Raw genomic sequence first — 16,884 nt, forward strand, 5'->3', positions numbered from 1 at the left:
CGTTAGATGTTAAAACACAGTTTTACTTTTTTATGTTTATTGATACTAGCCGGGTGTGCTCAAGTACCACAAAGCAAAGTAGATGACAGGGATCCGCTGCAAAGTATTAATCGTCCGTTATACGACTTTAATATGGATGTACTGGATGCTTATTTATTGCGTCCAGTTGCTGTAGGTTATGTTGAAGTAACGCCTGTACCAGTAAGAAACGGTATTGTGAATTTTACGGGTAATATTACAGCACCTGTCGATATGATTAATGCGGGTCTACAAGGTAAACCGGGTAACGCAAGTGTGAGCCTCGCGCGTTTTTTGGTTAACTCGACAGTTGGCCTGTTTGGCATTTTTGATGTTGCAAGCTCACTTGGTCTTGAAATAGTCGATGAAGACTTTGGACAAACGTTAGGTGTATGGGGAGTGGGTGATGGTGCTTATTTAATGCTTCCAGGCATGGGTCCAACAACAGCACGTAATCTAACAGGTGACGTAGTCGACAATTTTGTATTACCTGAAGTTGCACTAACGACTCCACAAACTATTTTAGTGTTTGTTTTAAAAGCAGTGGAGGCGCGTGCGTCATTAATCCCGCAAGAAGGATTATTAAACGATTCACTTGACCCGTACTTATTTGTAAAAGATATTTACTTTCAGCGTCAAATTTATGAGCTGTACGATGGCAATCCTCCAATTAAAGAAGAGCCAGCTGATTTTGATGAAGACTTTTTAGAAAGTTTATAATCTAATTACACTCACAAAAACGCCAGCTTAATGCTGGCGTTTTTGTTTACCATTTATGTTTCACTTTTCGTTAACTATTAATTGCATTTGTTCATTAACCCAAGCTAGCGCTTCATGATAGGCATCAGGTACTTTTTCACCTAGATTTAACTCTTTAGTGATTTCGTTTGCAGCTGACCAGTTTGCTTGTTCATAATACTTAACTAAGTTTAAATATTTTGCCAATAAGCCTTCGTCGTTTAATAGCGCTGCTTTTATATCATTAGAAAGTGGCAGCTTTTTCATTACGCTTTCCATGCTCTCATCTAAAATTGCATCCATTAGTGACATCATACCTGTTAAAAACGCCATACCGGTGTCTTTAAATTGACCATGAGATATAGCGAGTAATTCACCAAATCGAGCGCGCGTAAGTGATAGCCTAATAAGCTCTACAGGTTTATCTGCTGAGACTTGGGCTGCAAATAGTAGTGATAGTAACTTTTTAATTTCGTTAGCACCAAGTACTATAAGTGCTTGCTTAATAGTGCTTATTTCAGCACGCCTAGCAAACGCTGCTGAATTTGAATACCTAAGTAATTTATAAGATAGGTTTACATCACGCTCGAACACATTGGTGATCTTTTTAAGATCCATATCAACGCTTGATGTTTCGTAAAGTAATTCGGCTAACGCCATTTCTGAAGGCGGTAGAGCCTTACTTTGCACCATTTCAGGTTTTGAGAAGAAAAATCCTTGGAAATAATCAAAACCTAGCTCTAAAGCTTGTTGGTAAATTTCGTAGGTTTCTACTTTTTCGGCAAGCAACTTAATATGCGAGTGTGGTTTTAAGTCTTTAAGAACTGTTTTTATTGTATCTATATCGGATGCTAAAAAGTCTATTTTAATAATATCAATAAATGGGTAAAAATGACGCCATACAGGTTGATGAATATAGTCATCAAGAGCGATAGTGTAACCTTTATCTTTTAAATCTTTAACAATGGCTAATAAGCGTTTACCAGGCTGCACTGTTTCAAGTATTTCTACAACTATAGTATCTTTACCCAGTAGTGTAGGGTAACCCTTTAATAGCGTTTCTAGGGTAAAGTTTATGTAAGCGGGTTTATTGTCGGTTAAATCTTCTAAGCCAAAGTTAAACTGGCTACCCTCAATAAGTCGTGTAGTTGCTTCGTCACCATCTATATCGGGAAATACGTTATCAACGCCATCGCGAAATAAAAGCTCATATCCGATGAGTTTTTTATCTCTGTCTAAAATTGGTTGGCGTGCAGCGTAAAAATACATAAATAGTTCCGTAAGATTAATGTAATTAGTTATTGTAATAATATATGGCAAAAGACTCAAAATAGCATTACGTATATTTGCTAGATTAATAAATTATCATTAAAAATGAAGGCGTTTCTGCATTTAATTTATTATATTTCATCAATTCGCTTTTAAAATGCTCAACATGAATATTTTTACATCAGCTAGAAGTAACAAGTTGGAGATTTTATTATTAAGCATGATATAGTCAGCGAGAATGGTTTTTACCCCAATAGTGTCTTAACTATAAAACTTTAAGAGTCATTATTTGGATAAAGCCTATTATTAATAATTATGCGGAGGCTAATTTGGAAACAGGAATGATTATTTCACTAGCATTATATTTTATTGTAATGTTAGGTATCGGACTATATGCATATAAGCAATCTACTGGCGATGTATCAGGTTACATGCTAGGTGGACGAAATCTATCTCCAAGTGTTGCTGCACTGTCTGCAGGTGCATCTGATATGAGTGGTTGGATTTTAATGGGCCTACCTGGTGCGATGTTTGTTACTGGTTTTAGTAGTACATGGATAGCAATCGGTTTGGTGATTGGTGCTTGGTTAAACTATCTGTTAGTTGCACCAAGATTGCGTGTGTACACTGAAAAAGCAAATGACTCTATAACAATCCCAGATTACTTCTCAAATCGCTTCAATGATAAGTCAAACTTATTACGAGTTGTATCAGCTGTTGTGATTATCGTCTTCTTTACTCTTTACACGTCATCTGGTGTTGTAGCCGGCGGAAAATTGTTTGAAAGCTCATTTGGTCTAAGTTATGAAGTAGGTTTATACATTACAACGGGTGTTGTAGTTTTATATACTTTGTTTGGTGGTTTTTTAGCGGTTAGCTTAACTGACTTTGTGCAAGGTTGTATTATGTTCATCGCACTGATTCTAGTGCCTACCGTAGCATACTCTTTACTAGAACAACCTCTAGAGTCAACTCTGCATAGCGTAAACCCAGATATGCTTAACTGGATTGGTGCAGGCTCTGCATTAGGTATTATTTCTGCAATGGCGTGGGGCTTAGGTTATTTTGGTCAACCACATATCATTGTTCGCTTTATGTCGGTACGTAGTGTTAAAGATATGCCTAAAGCTCGCCGTATTGGTATGACATGGATGATTGTTGCTGCCCTTGGTGCTGTTGGTACTGGTATATTTGGTGCTGCTTATACTTATGAAAATAATATTGTAGTTGAAGATCCTGAAACGATTTTCCTAATTCTTTCTGAGTTATTGTTCCACCCACTTATTGCTGGCTTTTTACTAGCTGCAATTTTGGCTGCTATCATGAGTACTATCTCATCGCAATTGCTAGTAAGCTCAAGTTCATTGACTGAAGATTTATATAAAACATTTTTACGTAAAGATGCTAGCGACTTTGAATTAGTTACTGTTGGTAGAATTAGCGTTGCCGTAGTGGCTATGTTTGCTATTTACTTAGCTTACGACAGAGATAGCTCTATTTTAGACCTAGTAAGTAATGCATGGGCAGGCTTTGGTGCTGCTTTCGGTCCATTGGTACTGTTCAGCCTTTACTGGAAACGTATGAATTTTGCCGGTGCGTTATCGGGTATGTTAGTAGGTGCGTTTACAGTGCTTGTTTGGGTTTATGGTCCGTTTACTATTAATGGTGAAAGCTTAAGTAGCTTTATGTACGAAATAGTACCTGGCTTTATTTTATCTAGTATCGCAATTGTTGTTGTTAGCTTAGCTACAAAAGAGCCAGAGCAAAACATTACCGCTTTATTTGATGAAGTAGAGAAAGAGCTTTAAATAGCAATTACTACTCATTTTTGAATGAGTAGTAATTAATACCAATCCGCAATAATACTTAATTATTTTGCGGGCTAATGTGTCGCTACTGGCGTTAAAAAATTATCATTTAGAACAACTAAATATCGAATTTTTTGCCTAGCTATCAACACGTTTTTTTACCCTCAAAATAGATCACTTAATTAAGTGAATTGGTATAATAAAAAAGGGAGCAACTTAGTTGCTCCCTTTTTTATTTAGTTTGTCCCGTCCGAGGAAAGGGCAATCTACGAATTAACTTGCTTTTTTATCGTTGCTATCTTCAATTGATGCAACATTATCTGACTTTTTACTTTTTGTTGGCGCTTTGGCAACAACGGGATCTTTGCCGCCCTTTAATATAGTCATAAAGTCATCTTTGCTTTTCGCTATTTCTAAAGCAAGTGATTCAATTTGTTGCTCACTAAGCGGTACGTCTACCTTTTCTAGCATTAGCTCAAGTGATTCTGCTATATCGAGCATCTTGTCATAAGCATCAGCTTCTTTTTTGGTAGTAAACGTCATACGCTCGACTCCGTTTCGTTCTACAACATATTTAACAACAACAGCCATGATTTCTCCTGCAAAATTGCTTGGCACTGTGGTTTGTAAAAACCATTAGATTACTGTTTTTATGTACAGTAATGGTTTGTAAGTAAATTTGCAAGCGTGAAGTATTAATTTTTAGGTGTCTTAAATTTGACAAAAAACGGTAACTTTACTTTAGTTAAGCAATCACTTTGTTGTACCAGCTGCATTTTCAGGATTTCGGATCATAGTGATAATGCGCTTAGGTACACTTTAAGTGATGAACTTTACAGTTCCTTATTTATTGATTTCCTGAGCAATACTCAAAATTAAGAAAAGAAGAATAAGGGCAAGTTTAATGAAAACGTTAAAAAATTTACTCATCATAAGCTTATTATGCTTACTACCTGCAACTACCGTATATGCACAACTATCGGAAGTAACCAAGCAAATGCCTCAAGTTGAGACAATTAGTATAAATAATGCTGATGCAGATATGCTTGCTAAGCTACCGGGTATAGGTAAGAAAAAAGCGCAGGCAATTGTGGATTATCGTGAAGAAAACGGTGAATTTAAAAGCGTCAGTGATTTATCGCAAGTTAAAGGAATTGGTAAAAAACTATTAGCTAAATTAGAGGGGAAAATTTCACTTTAAAGCTATTAAGTAATAATCAGGGCGCTATGCGCCCTGATTAAATTGTTTTAATGCATCGCTTAAGTGCTTTTTAGCAAAGTTAATTTCAATAGGTGTTGTTAATAGCGGATAGCAAAGCCCACCAAGTATCAAAAACGGGATTAATATCCAACCTTTAAATACCGTGAATATTAAAAATAGTGGACTTAGTAATATTAATTTAATAATACGTAGTAACACTTTATCAGTTGGCGATAACATACTTAACGAAAGTGCTATTACGTCCTGGCGCTTGCGCACTTTTAAGTGTTTAAGATCATCTAATTGGCTTGAAAAAAAGGTAAACATATTAAATCGATTTTTTTGTTATTAAGCGGCTAATCACTAAAGCAAACAAAGTGATTGAGAATAGCGCAAATATAATTTCCATCCAAGCAGGCATGCTCAAACCAATAAACTGCCAATCTATATTTCCACAATCCCCGGTCGCCTGAAAAAAGCTAGGTATCCATTCGTGTAACGGCATAAACGATGGGAAGTTTGGTTCAAACTCACAGCTAAATGCAAAAGGGTCTGTGGTGGTTTGCATATCAATATGCTCGCGAGCTATAAGGTATCCCCAAACACTCGATACACCCCAAATTACATACGCTAATATACGAACTGCTTTGCTCTGTGGTTTAGTCGAACCTACAATGCCTGCACCTAATAAACCCAGTACAGCGGTACGTTGATATATGCACATTATGCAAGGCGCCAATCCCATTTGGTATTGAAAGAAAAGGGCGGTCACTTCAAGTAAAAAAACGATAGCTGTAAATAAAAGCCACGGGGTACGTTGGGTGGGTAATTGCGCAAGCCAGTTCATAAAAATTCCGCGTTTAAATAAGATGTTAGATTATGACCTAGGATAATGTATGCGGCAACAAAAAGGAAAAAAAAGCTACCGAAGTCGCTTTTTATAAGATGAAATTATTGATCACTCAATCCAGCCTCAGTAGAGGCTACATGATGCTCTATTATTTTCCCATCGATACATAAGCTCAGTTATATCGCTTACTTATACCATATTGGAGCATTGGCTAAATAATTCTTTAAAGTTGCAGTTAGAACGCTATGTTGCATAGGTGTTCCTTTTTAATGTACTTATGTGTTTTAAGTTGATTCAGCTAGGTATGGTGTAAATAAAAAATACCAATAATTACAATGTACCTACAATGAATATTGCTCTGTAAATTTATACATTGTAGCTATATTAGAGAAACCTAAATTTTATTATTTATTAATCTTTAATTTCTACCCATTTGCTTATTAATATACCTGACTTTACTTGTTAGTTATGCTTCGTCTGGTACAATCAGTCAGTTATTCGTGTAAAACGATGAGTGTTGATTAATTCGAGTGGGAACTGGATGAGAATTTTTAAAGCGAAAAGCCCAGCAGGATTTGCTGAAGAATATATAGTTGAATCTATTTGGAACGGCGATTTCCCTCCAGGTTCAATTCTACCTGCCGAGCGAGAACTTTCAGAGTTAATTGGTGTTACAAGAACGACCTTGAGAGAAGTACTACAGCGTTTAGCACGTGATGGCTGGTTAACAATTCAGCATGGTAAACCAACAAAAGTAAATAACTTTTGGGAAACGTCTGGCTTAAATATTCTTGAAACATTAGCGCGCTTAGATGAAGACAAGATGCCAGAGCTGACAGATCAGCTTTTATCTGCACGTACTAATATTAGTGCTATTTATACACGTGCTGCAATTAAGTTAAATCCTGAACGTGTAATTGAAATTTTATCACAAAGCCATGAGCTAGAAGACACCGCTCAAGCATTTGCTGACTATGATTATAAAGTGCATCACGAATTAGCCGTTGCGGGTAATAACCGTATTTATGTATTAATACTCAACGGTTTTAGAGGCTTTTATTCAAAGATTGGTTGTCATTACTTCTCTGATGCCGGAACTCGTGAACTTGCACGTCAGTTTTATAAAGATTTAACAATATTGGCAGAAAATAAAGAGCACGATGGTGCTATTTCGATGATGCGTAAATACGGTCATCAAACAGGTGAGATTTGGCAAAAAATCCGAGGCGATATGCCCTCAGATATAATGGATTAAATCTAAACGAGAAGCCTGCATTTGCAGGTTTTTTTGTATCTTTAATGCAGTATTTACTTGTATTCGATATTTTCGATTGCTCACATCGTTAAATGCGATTGTTCTTTTGTTATGAATAACTTTAGAATGACAATTAATTATATGTATGCGCTATTGGTTTTTAATTTTTAGCGCCCATATAAGTACCAGCATTGCGAAAGCAATTGAAAAAAAACTCAAAATATTTGGAGAATAAAATGGGTGTATTAGTAGGCCGCCAGGCACCAGACTTTACCGCTGCAGCAGTTCTTGGTAATGGTGAAATTGTAGATAGCTATAACCTTCATGAAACAATTAAAGGTAAAAAAGCAGTTATCTTCTTTTACCCGCTAGATTTCACGTTTGTATGTCCTTCTGAACTTATTGCATTTGATAAGCGTTTTGAAGAGTTTCAAAAGCGTGGCGTAGAAGTAATTGGTGTTTCTATCGATTCACAATTCTCACATAACGCATGGCGTAACACGGCTGTTGCAGACGGCGGTATTGGTAAAGTTCAATACGCACTAGTTGCAGACGTTAAACACGAAATTTGTAAAGCGTATGACGTTGAGCATCCAGAAGCGGGTGTTGCATTTCGTGGTTCATTCTTAATCGACGAAGAAGGTAACGTACGTCACCAAGTAGTGAATGACTTACCATTAGGTCGTAACATCGACGAAATGCTTCGCATGGTTGACGCACTAGCGTTCCACACTGAGCACGGTGAAGTATGTCCTGCTGGTTGGACTGAAGGTAAAAAAGGTATGGACGCAAGCCCTGAAGGCGTTGCTAAGTTCTTATCTGAAAACGAAGGCGATCTATAATTTAGCCCTCAGTTTTAAATAAAAAACCGCCAAATTTTGGCGGTTTTTTTGTGTCTTTTATTTAGAAGGGACGCTCATACCAATGTGCATTAATTTTGAGTAGCTCAACAAGTTGAATTATACTATAAAGTCGTTAAAAATTAATTTAGAACAACTAGATGAAAAAATTAGCATAATTATAGCGCCGTTTTCTTACCGTTAAATAGACCCTATATCAGCAGGCTAGTATTACATTAGCTAACTGGTTTTTGTTTTATTTACGGGGAATGTAGTTTTTGTTTACAACCGGTTTGCGTATGCCCTCATAGCCCTTATTTGTATGTAATAAATTTAACTGTTTTAATAAACTAAGTGCACTGATGGTGAGTAGCTGATTTGCAGTTATAATTTAAAAAATAATTTAAATTATCCTTTTCTTGAAATTAAAAACGCCTAATAAATTAGGCGCTTTTAATTATGCTTTATGCTTCATTAAGCGTTCTTTTTCACGCGACCAGTCTTTATCTTTACCGTCTTCGCGTTTGTCGTGTAATTTCTTACCTTTTGCCAAATGAAACTCAAGTTTTACCCAGCAGTTTTTCCAGTACATCGCTGTGGCTATTAAAGAATAGCCATCGCGCTCTGTAGCACCGAATAAACGGTCAAGTTCGCGTCTGCTTAATAGCAATTTACGATAACGTAGCGGATCGCAAATTACATGGGTCGATGCACTAATAAGTGGCTGAATTTGACTGCCAAGTAAAAATGCTTCGCCATTTTTAAGATGAATATAAGTTTCTGTGATATTTACTTTACCAGCTCGGATACTTTTAACTTCCCAGCCTTGTAGTTCAACACCCGCTTCAAACTTATCGTGTAAAAAATACTCATGTCGCGCTTTTTTGTTTAGCGCGATGGTATTACTTGTCGATTTTGATGAATTTTTCTTAGCCATAGTGCCCTATAATATACGTAATGTGAGATGTTTTACATCGATTTTTTTAATAATGCTTTTAAAAGTTAAGCTTTAATTTAAGCAGTATGAAAATTTGGGGAAACGCGCAAAGCTTGCTAAAATTCGCCCACACAGTTGGGAGTGAGTATGCCACAAATAGAAAAAAGTGCGCTGGTTATGTACAGCACTAAAGAGATGTTTGATCTAGTTAATGATGTAGAAGCTTATTCACAGTTTTTACCAAATTGCTCAGACTCAAAAATTGTTTCACAGCACGATAATAACATGACCGCGAGTTTAGAAATATCTAAGGCGGGTATAAAAAAGTGGTTTACCACCGAAAACACCTTTGTTGATGAACAAACCGTGTTACTGCGCCTTGTTGATGGTCCATTTAAGATGTTAAAAGGGCGCTGGCACTTTCAAGCGCTTGATACTAAAGCGTGTAAAGTACAGTTAGAGTTAGAGTTTGAATTTTCGAGTAAATTAGTAGAGCTCGCTTTTGGTAAGATTTTTAATGATGTAGCCAAAAATATGGTGAGTGCATTTACTCAGCGTGCAAAGCAGGTTTATGGAGCGCGGGTATGATTAATGTTGAGGTAGTATTTGCATTACCGACCACGGCCACGTGTTTATCAATTGAAGTGCCACAAGGGACTACAGTAGAGCAAGCTGTTATTCAGTCTGGCATTATTGAAAAATGCCCTGAAATAGATGCTACATCGCTAACGTTAGGTGTCTGGAATCGAACTGTAAAAGCTAACTATGAGCTAAAAGATGGTGACCGTATAGAAATATACCGCCCATTAATTGCAGACCCTAAAGATGCGCGCAGAAAGCGTGCTGAAAAAGCAAAAGATGAAGGTCGGGCAAATAAAATAACAGGTGGACGCCCAATAGAGCGGTAATTATTTATACCAATCTGTTTATATATGGGGTCTATTTAACGTTAATAAAATTACGCTAGAACTAGGCAAAAATTTTTGTATCTAGTTGTTCTAAATAAAAAATTTTTAACGACGTTATAGTGCAATTTAATTCGTTAAATTGATCAAAGATTTATGCAGGTTGGTATTACTTATAAATACTAAAAAGGTGAGCATTGCTCACCTTTTTATTAGCATTAAGTAGCGTATTATTGCTCTAAAGGCGTATTAAAGTTTTCAGGTTGGTCATAATCACCTGAGATTGAAACTAACTTTTCATTTTCAAAGTTAATTACTAACTCTTTATTTTGTTCGTTTTTACGGCCTTTATTAAAGCTGTAAATATAACGCCAAGTATTATTATCAAAGGCGTCCTCGGCAATAGGTCTACCTAATACATAAATAACTTGCTCTCGAGTCATATTTACACGAAGTTTTTCAACATCAGATTGCTCTAAAAAGTTGCCTTGTGGGATGTTAATTCGGTATACCCAGCTAGAGCAACCAGCTGCTGAGCTAAGTGTTAAAGCAACGATAAGCCAAAGAGAAAAAGTTTTTAACGACTGCATTGTTAGTTGTGATCCTTATTTTTTATAATCTGCATGATACCGATTAGTCACTGAAGGTAAAACCCTTTTAAGCAATTGTTTTGTGTTAAGGGCGTTAAGGTAATGATTTGACCACTAATAATGAAAAAAGTTTACAACACATCGAAACGAATATTTTAAAAACTGAGTCCATTTGGTTTTTATATATAGTTGAAACGCGATTAGGCCATTGGTACACCGGGATCACGACTAATGTTGAAAAACGTTTTGCAACTCATCAAGCCGGGAAAGGGGCTAAAAACCTTAGAGGCAAAGGGCCGCTTTTACTTATCCATCAACAACAAGTGGGCAATAAAAGTGAAGCAAGTAAGCTTGAATATCAATTAAAAAAGCTCACTAGAGCCAAAAAGGAAGCGTACGTTTTAGCGTTTAATAGCGGCGATAGTGAAAACGCTTAGCTTGTTCAAATTAAGTATATTGGTTGTGAGCAAAAACTATCTTTGAATATAGTCATTGCTCACAACAGACGTGCAGTACTATAGCTACTTAGCGGTGTTTTTCAAAGGTAGCTACAAGTGCATCAAGTGTTTGTGCGCTGTTTGCTAAGTCTCGAATAGCTTGCTCTGTATTGATTTGTTCGCTCATTGCTTTATCGCTAATTTCGCTAATCTGCTCAATATTACGACTTACATCGGCAACCACATTACTTTGCTGCTCAGTTGCAGTCGCTATGAGCGTAGCCATATCATTTATCTCATTGGCTGTTTCGGTTATCGTATCGAGTAATTCTACTGAGTTTTGCATAGCACCAACGCTTTGCTGTGCTTTATCTTTCGATTGACCAATATCGTTCACTACATCGTCAGATATTCTTGTAAGCTCTTCAATCATAGATTGGATTTCGGTGGTTGACTGCGATGTGCGGTTTGCCAGTGCACGTACTTCATCAGCAACAACAGCAAAGCCTCGTCCATGTTCCCCTGCGCGAGCAGATTCAATAGCTGCATTTAAAGCAAGTAGATTAGTTTGATCCGATATACCTCTAATTGAGTCAACAATACTTGCAATATCAACTGTCTTTTTAGAAAGCAAAGTTACTTGCTCTGTAATGCCATCAATATCGCTGGCAAGGGCTGAGATAGTTGCTTGGCTTTGTAATACCTGCTTGTGGCTCTGAATTGTATTTTCGCGGCTGCTATCGGTTAACTTAGCTGTATTTGCAGCACTTTGCGCTATTTCTTGCACTGTAGCGCCCATTTCGTTGATTGCTGCTGCGACAGAGATTGTTTGTTCTTTTTGGTGATCTATTGCTTGAGAATTTCGTTTGGCTTGTTCAAATACATGATCAGAGCTTTTCCTAATATCGTGACTTTCGCTGGCAACTTGAGTAATCGCTGTTTCTATTTTATTTATAAACTGGTTAAAGCCGTTACTTAGATTGTTAAGCTCTGGTTGGCTCGATTCTGGTAAGCGGTACGCTAAATTTGCATCGCCGGAGCCTAGGCGTGAAAATAACTCTGCCATTTTAGAAAGTGGAGATGAAAGTGAGCGAGCAAGCAAATAACTGATTAAACTCGCAACTAATGCTGTAATTACCGTAAAAGTAAATATTTGCCATTGTAAGGTATTTACACTTGCGAAAACTTCACTTTTTGGTACTTGAGCTACAACATATAAATCGGTGTTTTTAATAGGCATAGCAGCTACAAGTGTCGGTTCGCCATTTAAATTAATTTCTTCTAGTGCAAAGCCATTACTATTAAATAGTTGGCTGTGGATATTTGCAGTATACAAATCATCAATATTTGCTTTAGCTACTTTACTTGCATCTTTATGAAGCTGAATCAAACCATTTTTATCTGCAATGAATACAAAGCCTGTTTGCTCAATTTTAAATTGCTGTAATAGCTTTTGCATATCAGTGATGCTTTTTGCAAGACCTGCTAAACCAGTACCATTGGCCTGCTGATGATTTACAAACATTTTCACATCATTGGCTGACTCTTGATAAATACTGATAGAGTAAGGTTGTTTTGATTGCTTAAAAGCAAAGAACCAGCCATCGGCTGCATCGTTTTTTAACACACGCAAAAACCCATTCTGGTTCCAGTACTGTGCAGTGTCTCTATTTGCCCAAGATGCTGTGGCTAAATCGTATTGCTGGGCAACGCGATTTAATTCTTTTAATAGTAATGTATCGTCTTGGTCGTTTGATTGAGCCCATTGTAAAATAAATTCGTTTGATGATAGTTGCTGAGCAGCACCGAGTAACTCGTTGATTTCACCGCCTATGTGATTGCTGATTGTTTGCAGTTTACTAGGGAGCTCTGACTCAATCATACGTCGCTCAATAATATCCTCTGAGCTGTATAAAGAGGTCAAACCAATAAGCGCGGCTACGCATATAGCAATAACACTGCCTAAAGCTGTGATTTTTTGAGTAATTGAAAGGTTTTGTATCGTCATGATATTAATTAATTTTACAACTGAGTAGAGGACTATATTAGCACATTATTTATTTTGATCTAAATATTGCCTATAAAGGGATGGATAGAAGGTAGCGTTGGATGATTAAAGTTTTATGAATGAGCATAAAAAAGCCCACATGCAAAACATATGGGCTTGGTTTCTAACAAGCGAAACATTTATTGTTTAGGGTTAAACAATCTTTTTCATTGCTGACATGTAGCCACGTAATTTAGCACCTACTTTTTCAACTGGGTGTTCGCGCAACGCTGCATTGATTTGAATTAGTGTTTGGTTATCAACTTGATTACTGTGCTCGCCAAGACCTTTACCGATAATGTCGGTATCAACATTTTTCATAAAGTCAGCAAGCAGTGGTAAACAAGCATGGTTATATAGGTAACAACCATATTCAGCAGTATCAGAAATAGTACGGTTCATTTCAAAAAGCTTTTTACGTGCAATAGTATTGGCGATTAATGGCGTTTCGTGCAGTGACTCGTAGTAAGCCGATTCAGCGATAATCCCTGCTGCTGTCATGGTTTCAAATGCAAGTTCAACACCTGCTTTAACCATAGCTACCATTAAAATACCGTTATCAAAAAATTCTTGTTCTGAGATTTCTACATCGCCAGCAGGGGTCTTTTCAAAGTTAGTTTCTGCTGTTTCTGCGCGCCATTTAAGTAAGTTTACGTCATCGTTATTCCAGTCTTCCATCATAGTGCGTGAGAAAGTGCCGTCGATGATGTTATCTTGATGCTTGTTATAAAGTGGGCGCATAATTAATTTTAGCTCTTCACTTAGTTCAAACGCTTTTACTTTTGCAGGGTTTGAAAGGCGGTCAAGCATGTTAGTAACACCACCGTACTTAAGTGCTTCGGTAATTACTTCCCAGCCGTATTGAATTAGTTTTGATGCATAACCAGCATCAATGCCTTTTTCTACCATTTTATCAAAACATAAAATAGAGCCGGTTTGTAACATGCCACATAAAATGGTTTGCTCGCCCATTAAATCAGACTTAACTTCAGCAATAAATGATGATTTAAGTACACCTGCGCGATGTCCGCCAGTACCCGCTGCATAGGCTTTTGCTTGCGCTAAACCAAGACCTTGAGGATCATTTTCTGGATGTACTGCAATTAATGTTGGTACACCAAAGCCACGTTTGTATTCTTCACGTACTTCAGAACCAGGACATTTAGGCGCAACCATGATTACGGTAATATCTTCACGTACTTGCATGCCTTCTTCAACAATATTAAAACCGTGAGAGTAGGCAAGTGTAGAGTCTTTTTTCATAAGTGGCATGATTGCACTTACTACTGCTGTATGTTGCTTATCTGGCGTTAAGTTAAGTACTACGTCAGCTGTAGGAATTAATTCTTCGTATGTGCCTACTGTAAAACCATTTTCAGACGCATTTAAAAATGATTGGCGACGCTCAGAAATAGCTGATGCGCGTAATGTGTAAGAAACATCTAAACCAGAGTCACGTAAGTTTAAGCCTTGGTTTAAACCTTGTGCGCCACAGCCTACAATAACTAGTTTTTTACCTTTAAGTGCGTCAACGCCATCGGCAAATTCGCCTGCGTCCATAAATTCACATTGCGCTAATTGCGCTAATTGCTCGCGTAAAGGTAAGGTATTGAAATAATTCGCCATTGTTAGTGTCCTATCAAGTCATGTTTGTTAGATGCGCAATGTTTATTGCGCTTACAAACACCATATGTAAAATCGTTGCTTGCGTAAAATGATATATTTGAATTAAAGTGTTTCATAATATGAAATACTGGGTTTGGCATGGATCATAAACATTTAAACTACTTTTTAGCACTGGCTAAAACACTTCATTTTGGACGCGCAAGCGAGCTTTGTCATATAAGCGCACCCACTTTGAGCCGCAATATAAAGCATTTAGAGGAGGAAGTAGGTGTCGCATTATTTATACGTGATAACCGCAGTGTTAAATTAACGCGAGAAGGTGAGTCGTTTATTGATTACGCCACAGCAACGCTTGCTAATTGGCAGCGTTTTAAAACGAATGTGAAAGACCCACAACAACATATTTACGGCAAAGTAAGTATCTATTGCTCGGTTACTGCATCTTATAGTTTTTTACATCAAATATTAGAACAGCTTCGTGCGCAGCATCAGTATATAGAAATAACATTAAATACAGGCGACCCTGCACTTGCTATAAACCGTGTGTTAGATGGGCATGAATTAATGGCTATTGCAGCTAAGCCAAATAAGTTACCGGCGCAAATTGCTTTTGTAGATATAGGGCACTCTCCGCTTTTATTAATTGGACCAAAAATTCAATGTCCGATCACACAAAAGCTAACACAAAATGATGATGATATTAATTGGTCTGATTTGGAATTTATAGTGCCAGAACAAGGCTTTTCTCGCCAAAGATTAGAACACTGGTGGCGCAAAAATAATATTCACGGGAAAATTTACGCACAAGTTGCTGGGCACGAAGCAATGGTATCTATGGTGAGCTTAGGATTAGGTGTCGCAATGGTCCCTAAAATAGTGCTAGATAACAGCCCGCTGCAAGATAAAGTACAAATACTAACACCAAAAATGCAAGCGCCTGATGGGTTTGATATTGGCTTGGCGGTATTAAGGAAAGAGTTAAATGACCCTGCAATCAGTGCGTTGTGGAATATTTCGCAAACTTTAGATGCAAAAGCAATTTAATACGCGCAGAGAATAAATAAGTTAGTTAAATAGTATGAATATAGGTTGCGTATAAGTTTGCTATTACTTAGCATTGAGCGCTAATAATAAAAACAATGACGCTTGAGAGTTTATTTATGAACCACGCCGTATCACTTGCTCATTCTGCCCAATGCCTAAAAAAGGCGATTCCTTTGATGGTAAAGTACCGAATGCCGGTAACCCCTATCAACTATGCAATTTGGTACTGTTACATTCAAGGAAGCAACCCTTTACTAAATGCTGAATTAGACCATGTTATTGCTGAGCAACAAACATGCTCACAAGACAAAGCAAAAGAGATTTTTGACAAACACTTAACGCAAGACGATCTCGTTTTTTTTCAAGAAATAACTGAAAAATTTCATACAACTATGGAACAAGTTCAGCAGGATATAAGTACAACGCTTGATCACTCCAAAAGCTTTACAACAAGTTTAGTCGACTCACAAAATGAATTAAATATGCTTGTTGATGTAAGCTCTTACAATGAAATACTGGGGTGCGTTGAACGTTTGACTGATGATTCTATTGCAATGCAAGATTATGCTCGGGAGTTTCAGACTAAATTAGCCGTTGCCTACAATGAAATAAAAGATTTAAAAGAAGCACTCAATATTTCAAAGGAAGCAGTCGATACCGACACGCTTACGGGTTTTTATAATCGAGGTAAGTTTGATTCTGATATTGTAAACTTTTGCCTCGAATACTCAGAGCAAGCGCAAGAAGACTCTCTTGCCGTACTCATTATGTTTGATATTGATCATTTTAAGCGCTTTAACGATGATTTTGGCTATCAAAAGGGTGATGAAGTGCTTAGGCTAGTTGCTAAAAAAGTGAGAGAAAATATAACTGAAGCTGCAAATGTGTATAGATATGGTGGCGAGGAGTTTTGCATAACAGCCTATTTTGACACTATCAGCGATATAATAGCGTTTGCGGATTGTATTCGTTTAGCTATTGCAAAGTTGGCGATTCGTAAAAAGCATGATGTAACTGCAAAACGTGCTATTTCAGCAAGTTTTGGCTTAGCAATTTTACGGCCATTTACAAATAGTTCTGTTTTAGTTGAGCGTGCAGATAGAGCCTTATACATTGCCAAAACACATGGGCGAAATCGTATAGAAATAGCCCCTGATATTTAATAAGTACCAGAGGTTTTTGATTTATTTGGGTTAAAGCTGCTCAATTTAGGGCGATTTAATCCAACTTCAGTTTTGGTAAACAAGCAGGTAAAACCCAATAGAGCTGTAGCGAGTTAGCTCTTAGTAATTTTTTATTTGGATAATTGCATTTGCTACG

18 protein-coding genes are annotated in these 16,884 nt (G+C 37.2%); 10 read left to right on the forward strand and 8 right to left on the reverse strand.

Features of this window, described 5'->3' with window-relative positions:
• The first annotated feature begins 6 nt into the window (after positions 1–6).
• Positions 7–738, forward strand: coding sequence for an MlaA family lipoprotein (locus I6F53_RS01635; protein WP_002959276.1), 732 nt, complete (start codon positions 7–9; stop codon positions 736–738).
• Positions 739–798: 60 nt separating this feature from the next.
• Here I6F53_RS01635 and I6F53_RS01640 read toward each other — a convergent pair whose 3' ends face one another.
• Positions 799–2,025 (reverse strand): EAL and HDOD domain-containing protein, encoded by a 1,227-nt coding sequence (locus tag I6F53_RS01640; protein ID WP_197238270.1) that lies wholly within the window; start codon positions 2,023–2,025, stop codon positions 799–801.
• Positions 2,026–2,354: 329 nt separating this feature from the next.
• On the opposite strand from I6F53_RS01640, the gene putP reads away from it, so the two are divergent.
• On the forward strand, positions 2,355–3,833 hold the full coding sequence (putP, locus tag I6F53_RS01645; RefSeq protein WP_197238271.1) for a sodium/proline symporter PutP: 1,479 nt from the start codon (positions 2,355–2,357) through the stop codon (positions 3,831–3,833).
• A 273-nt stretch (positions 3,834–4,106) separates the two neighbouring features.
• On the opposite strand, the gene I6F53_RS01650 is transcribed toward putP, so the two are convergent.
• On the reverse strand, positions 4,107–4,424 hold the full coding sequence (locus tag I6F53_RS01650; protein WP_165742291.1) for a YebG family protein: 318 nt from the start codon (positions 4,422–4,424) through the stop codon (positions 4,107–4,109).
• Positions 4,425–4,737: 313 nt separating this feature from the next.
• Between I6F53_RS01650 and I6F53_RS01655 the strand changes: the two genes are divergently transcribed.
• A complete protein-coding gene (locus tag I6F53_RS01655) occupies positions 4,738–5,034 on the forward strand; it encodes a ComEA family DNA-binding protein (protein WP_165728711.1) in 297 nt (98 codons plus the stop codon).
• Between the two features lie 24 nt (positions 5,035–5,058).
• Here I6F53_RS01655 and I6F53_RS01660 read toward each other — a convergent pair whose 3' ends face one another.
• Together I6F53_RS01660 and dsbB are read right to left on the reverse strand one after the other, a co-directional pair.
• Complete coding sequence (locus I6F53_RS01660; protein ID WP_165728712.1) at positions 5,059–5,361, reverse strand: DUF6170 family protein; 303 nt, start codon at positions 5,359–5,361, stop codon at positions 5,059–5,061.
• 1 nt (position 5,362) lies between these two features.
• Complete coding sequence (dsbB, locus tag I6F53_RS01665; RefSeq protein ID WP_165728713.1) at positions 5,363–5,881, reverse strand: disulfide bond formation protein DsbB; 519 nt, start codon at positions 5,879–5,881, stop codon at positions 5,363–5,365.
• Positions 5,882–6,425: 544 nt separating this feature from the next.
• Between dsbB and fadR the strand changes: the two genes are divergently transcribed.
• The gene (gene fadR, locus I6F53_RS01670) at positions 6,426–7,139 is read left to right on the forward strand and encodes a fatty acid metabolism transcriptional regulator FadR (RefSeq protein WP_004335692.1); all 714 of its coding nucleotides are present in this window, start codon (positions 6,426–6,428) and stop codon (positions 7,137–7,139) included.
• Between the two features lie 236 nt (positions 7,140–7,375).
• Positions 7,376–7,981 (forward strand): peroxiredoxin, encoded by a 606-nt coding sequence (locus I6F53_RS01675; protein WP_166421016.1) that lies wholly within the window; start codon positions 7,376–7,378, stop codon positions 7,979–7,981.
• A 454-nt stretch (positions 7,982–8,435) separates the two neighbouring features.
• On the opposite strand, the gene smpB is transcribed toward I6F53_RS01675, so the two are convergent.
• The gene (smpB, locus tag I6F53_RS01680; RefSeq protein ID WP_007584119.1) at positions 8,436–8,915 is read right to left on the reverse strand and encodes an SsrA-binding protein SmpB; all 480 of its coding nucleotides are present in this window, start codon (positions 8,913–8,915) and stop codon (positions 8,436–8,438) included.
• Positions 8,916–9,062: 147 nt separating this feature from the next.
• On the opposite strand from smpB, the gene I6F53_RS01685 reads away from it, so the two are divergent.
• A complete protein-coding gene (locus I6F53_RS01685; RefSeq protein WP_010553882.1) occupies positions 9,063–9,503 on the forward strand; it encodes a type II toxin-antitoxin system RatA family toxin in 441 nt (146 codons plus the stop codon).
• A complete protein-coding gene (locus tag I6F53_RS01690; RefSeq protein ID WP_010553881.1) occupies positions 9,500–9,823 on the forward strand; it encodes an RnfH family protein in 324 nt (107 codons plus the stop codon). Before I6F53_RS01685 ends, I6F53_RS01690 begins: the two co-directional genes overlap by 4 nt.
• Positions 9,824–10,050: 227 nt before the next feature.
• On the opposite strand, the gene I6F53_RS01695 is transcribed toward I6F53_RS01690, so the two are convergent.
• Positions 10,051–10,410, reverse strand: coding sequence for an outer membrane protein assembly factor BamE (locus I6F53_RS01695; protein ID WP_010553880.1), 360 nt, complete (start codon positions 10,408–10,410; stop codon positions 10,051–10,053).
• Positions 10,411–10,517: 107 nt separating this feature from the next.
• Here I6F53_RS01695 and I6F53_RS01700 point away from each other — a divergent pair, with 107 nt between their 5' ends.
• Positions 10,518–10,847, forward strand: a complete 330-nt coding sequence (locus tag I6F53_RS01700) for a GIY-YIG nuclease family protein (protein ID WP_010553879.1) — start codon at positions 10,518–10,520, stop codon at positions 10,845–10,847.
• 88 nt (positions 10,848–10,935) lie between these two features.
• Here the strand turns inward: I6F53_RS01700 and I6F53_RS01705 are convergent, their stop codons facing one another.
• Both I6F53_RS01705 and ilvC read right to left on the reverse strand, forming a co-directional pair.
• Entirely contained in the window at positions 10,936–12,855 is a 1,920-nt protein-coding gene (locus I6F53_RS01705; protein WP_197238272.1) for a methyl-accepting chemotaxis protein, read from the reverse strand.
• 192 nt (positions 12,856–13,047) lie between these two features.
• Positions 13,048–14,520 (reverse strand): ketol-acid reductoisomerase, encoded by a 1,473-nt coding sequence (gene ilvC / locus I6F53_RS01710; RefSeq protein ID WP_197238273.1) that lies wholly within the window; start codon positions 14,518–14,520, stop codon positions 13,048–13,050.
• A 138-nt stretch (positions 14,521–14,658) separates the two neighbouring features.
• Here ilvC and ilvY point away from each other — a divergent pair, with 138 nt between their 5' ends.
• A complete protein-coding gene (ilvY, locus tag I6F53_RS01715; RefSeq protein ID WP_197238274.1) occupies positions 14,659–15,564 on the forward strand; it encodes an HTH-type transcriptional activator IlvY in 906 nt (301 codons plus the stop codon).
• A gap of 116 nt (positions 15,565–15,680) precedes the next feature.
• A complete protein-coding gene (locus tag I6F53_RS01720; RefSeq protein ID WP_231616506.1) occupies positions 15,681–16,727 on the forward strand; it encodes a GGDEF domain-containing protein in 1,047 nt (348 codons plus the stop codon).
• Positions 16,728–16,884: the final 157 nt, after the last annotated feature.

It is taken from the genome of Pseudoalteromonas sp. SWN29, assembly GCF_015864465.1.
In the GTDB taxonomy this organism is placed as follows: Bacteria; Pseudomonadota; Gammaproteobacteria; order Enterobacterales; family Alteromonadaceae; genus Pseudoalteromonas.

Coding starts and splice junctions, on each gene's coding strand:
- I6F53_RS01690 (WP_010553881.1), top strand. CDS start 9,500: ATGATTAATGTTGAGGTAGTATTTGCATTACCGACCACGGCCACGTGT.
- I6F53_RS01705 (WP_197238272.1), bottom strand. CDS start 12,855: ATGACGATACAAAACCTTTCAATTACTCAAAAAATCACAGCTTTAGGC.
- I6F53_RS01685 (WP_010553882.1), top strand. CDS start 9,063: ATGCCACAAATAGAAAAAAGTGCGCTGGTTATGTACAGCACTAAAGAG.
- I6F53_RS01655 (WP_165728711.1), top strand. CDS start 4,738: ATGAAAACGTTAAAAAATTTACTCATCATAAGCTTATTATGCTTACTA.
- I6F53_RS01720 (WP_231616506.1), top strand. CDS start 15,681: ATGAACCACGCCGTATCACTTGCTCATTCTGCCCAATGCCTAAAAAAG.
- I6F53_RS01675 (WP_166421016.1), top strand. CDS start 7,376: ATGGGTGTATTAGTAGGCCGCCAGGCACCAGACTTTACCGCTGCAGCA.
- I6F53_RS01640 (WP_197238270.1), bottom strand. CDS start 2,025: ATGTATTTTTACGCTGCACGCCAACCAATTTTAGACAGAGATAAAAAA.
- ilvY (WP_197238274.1), top strand. CDS start 14,659: ATGGATCATAAACATTTAAACTACTTTTTAGCACTGGCTAAAACACTT.
- dsbB (WP_165728713.1), bottom strand. CDS start 5,881: ATGAACTGGCTTGCGCAATTACCCACCCAACGTACCCCGTGGCTTTTA.
- I6F53_RS01650 (WP_165742291.1), bottom strand. CDS start 4,424: ATGGCTGTTGTTGTTAAATATGTTGTAGAACGAAACGGAGTCGAGCGT.
- I6F53_RS01635 (WP_002959276.1), top strand. CDS start 7: ATGTTAAAACACAGTTTTACTTTTTTATGTTTATTGATACTAGCCGGG.
- I6F53_RS01660 (WP_165728712.1), bottom strand. CDS start 5,361: ATGTTTACCTTTTTTTCAAGCCAATTAGATGATCTTAAACACTTAAAA.
- smpB (WP_007584119.1), bottom strand. CDS start 8,915: ATGGCTAAGAAAAATTCATCAAAATCGACAAGTAATACCATCGCGCTA.
- ilvC (WP_197238273.1), bottom strand. CDS start 14,520: ATGGCGAATTATTTCAATACCTTACCTTTACGCGAGCAATTAGCGCAA.
- I6F53_RS01695 (WP_010553880.1), bottom strand. CDS start 10,410: ATGCAGTCGTTAAAAACTTTTTCTCTTTGGCTTATCGTTGCTTTAACA.
- fadR (WP_004335692.1), top strand. CDS start 6,426: ATGAGAATTTTTAAAGCGAAAAGCCCAGCAGGATTTGCTGAAGAATAT.